Annotated in this window: 3 protein-coding genes; 1 reads left to right on the top strand and 2 read right to left on the bottom strand. The window is 72.7% G+C overall.

The features are described 5' to 3' along the window. Nucleotides 1-173: glutamate--tRNA ligase family protein (locus VIP82_RS01130; RefSeq protein ID WP_331905464.1), on the bottom strand; the 173-nt coding region annotated here is incomplete at its 3' end. 55 nt (nucleotides 174-228) lie between these two features. Next, nucleotides 229-1,173: a LysR family transcriptional regulator gene (locus VIP82_RS01125; RefSeq protein ID WP_331905463.1), complete on the bottom strand. Its 945-nt coding sequence runs from the start codon at nucleotides 1,171-1,173 to the stop codon at nucleotides 229-231. 82 nt (nucleotides 1,174-1,255) lie between these two features. Here VIP82_RS01125 and VIP82_RS01120 point away from each other — a divergent pair. Further along, the coding region (locus VIP82_RS01120) for an aminotransferase class V-fold PLP-dependent enzyme (protein ID WP_331905462.1) at nucleotides 1,256-2,074 on the top strand (819 nt) is incomplete at its 3' end.

The following is a 2,074-nucleotide window of genomic DNA, read 5'->3' as shown; positions in this document are numbered from 1 at the left end:
TCGGTGTCCTCGATGCGGAAGACGAACGTGCCACCGGTGTGCCGGGCGTACGCCCAGTTGAAGAGGGCCGTGCGCACGAGGCCGACGTGCGGCGTGCCGGTGGGTGAGGGGCAGAAGCGGACACGGATGTCGCTGCCGGTGGCGGTGGTCGTGGGATCAGCTGTCTCGGACATACGAGTCAATCGTATCGACCGGCCGGTCGCCGCGACGCCCGGGGTGCAGGGGCCGTCAGTTGACGGGAAGGAGGCGTCGCACCACGCCGAGCATCGCGCCGACCGCGGGCACGCGATCGGCCCCCCGCGCCGTGACGAGGTGGAGCGAGCGCACGTCGGCGCGGGCGGTCGGCCTGGCCACGACTTCCGCGTTCCGCGGGGAGGCCGCGAGCGCGAGCGCCGGCAGCAGCGCCACCCCGAGACCCTGGGCCACCATGCCCTCGACAGCGACGAAGTTGTCGGTCTCGAAGGCGATGCGCGGCACGAAACCCGCGGCTCCCGCGAGCTCGAGCAGGTGTCCGCGACAACGCGGGCAGCCGGCGATCCACGGTTCATCGCGCAGCATGCCGAGGTCGACGAAGTCGGATGCCGCGGCGGCATGCCCCGCGGGCAGCACGAGCTGCATCGGCTCGTCGCCGTAGATGCGCACGTCGAGCCCCCGCGCGCTCGCCTGATGGGGGTCGTCGCGGTCGCCCGGGTAACTGAAGGTGATCGCGAGGTCGGCCTGGTCTGCCCGCACGGCCCGCACCGCCTCGGGCGGTTCGGCCTCGACGTAGGTGACGTCGATGCCGGGGTGCGCTGCGGCGAGCGACGCGATGAGGCGGGGCACGAGCGTCGCCGAGGCCGACGGGAAGGCCACGAGCCGCACGCGGCCGGCCCGGAGCCCGCGGAGTTCGGCGAGTTCGCCGGCTGCGGCCTCGAGGGCGGTGGCGACGTCCTGCGCGTGACGGGCCAGCACGCGGCCCGATTCCGTCAGCCGGATGCCGCGACCCACGCGCTCGACGAGCGCGATGCCGGTGCGATCCTCGAATCGCCGCAGTTGCTGACTCACGGCGGGCTGGCTGTAGCCGAGCCACTCGGCGGCCGCCGTGAGCGAGCCGTGCTCGGCGATCTGGTGCACGACGCGCACCGTCTGCAGGTCGAGGGCTGCGGCGAGGGCGTCGATCGAGGCATCCGACATGCCTGAATCATAACCCCAGCGCATGTGTGTGATCATTCTCCGGGCCTTGTCGAATGAATCGGGCTCGCTGAGACTGGATTCCATGCACCACACTCGCGAACGGTACGCCGCAGGACGTGGCTACCTCGCCGCCTGCACGATGGGCCTGCCCGCCGACGTCACGCGCGACGCGGTGCGACGCGACCTCGAGTCGTGGTCGACCGGGGCTGCGTGCGGCGTCGAGTACGGACGGATCCACGACCGGGCCCGCGGCCACGCCGCAACCCTGCTCGGCCGCGCGCCGAGCGACATCGCGACCGGCTCCCAGGTCTCGGTCTTCGCGGGCTTCGTCGCGGCGTCGGCACCGGCAGGCGCTGAGATCGTCTGCGTCGACGGTGACTTCTCGTCCGTGATCGCCCCGTTCCTGGCCCGAGGCGACCTGCGCGTGCGCCACGTGCCGCTCGCGGAGCTCGCGGGGGCCGTGACCGGGTCGACGTGGCTCGTCTCCTATTCGCTCGTGCAGTCGGCGACGGGCGAGGTCGCCGACGCGGCATCCGTCAACGCCGCTGCCCGGGCCGCCGGCGCCCTCACGCTCGTCGACACGACCCAGGCCACCGGCTGGATGCCGACCGACGCGATCGATGCCGACGTCGTGATCTGCCACGCGTACAAATGGCTGTCAGCGCCTCGCGGCGCCGCCTTCGCCGCCTTCTCGACCCGCGCGGTCGACGAGCTGACGCCGCACGCCGCCGGATGGTACTCGGGCACCGACCCGTGGGCTTCGTGCTACGGCCCCGAGCTGCACCTCGCGCCGGGCGCGCAGCGTTTCGACGTCTCCCCCGCCTGGCAGGCCTGGGCCGGAGCCGAGGCGGCGCTCGAACTGGCAGCATCACTCGACATGCGCGAGGTGCAGCGCCACGAT

This window comes from Microbacterium sp., assembly GCF_036566905.1.
In the GTDB taxonomy this organism is placed as follows: domain Bacteria; phylum Actinomycetota; class Actinomycetes; order Actinomycetales; family Microbacteriaceae; genus Microbacterium.
The sequence above is the reverse complement of the archived record's forward strand: the minus strand, read 5'-3'. Positions and strand labels throughout refer to the sequence as shown.

Coding starts and splice junctions, on each gene's coding strand:
- VIP82_RS01125 (WP_331905463.1), bottom strand. CDS start 1,173: ATGTCGGATGCCTCGATCGACGCCCTCGCCGCAGCCCTCGACCTGCAG.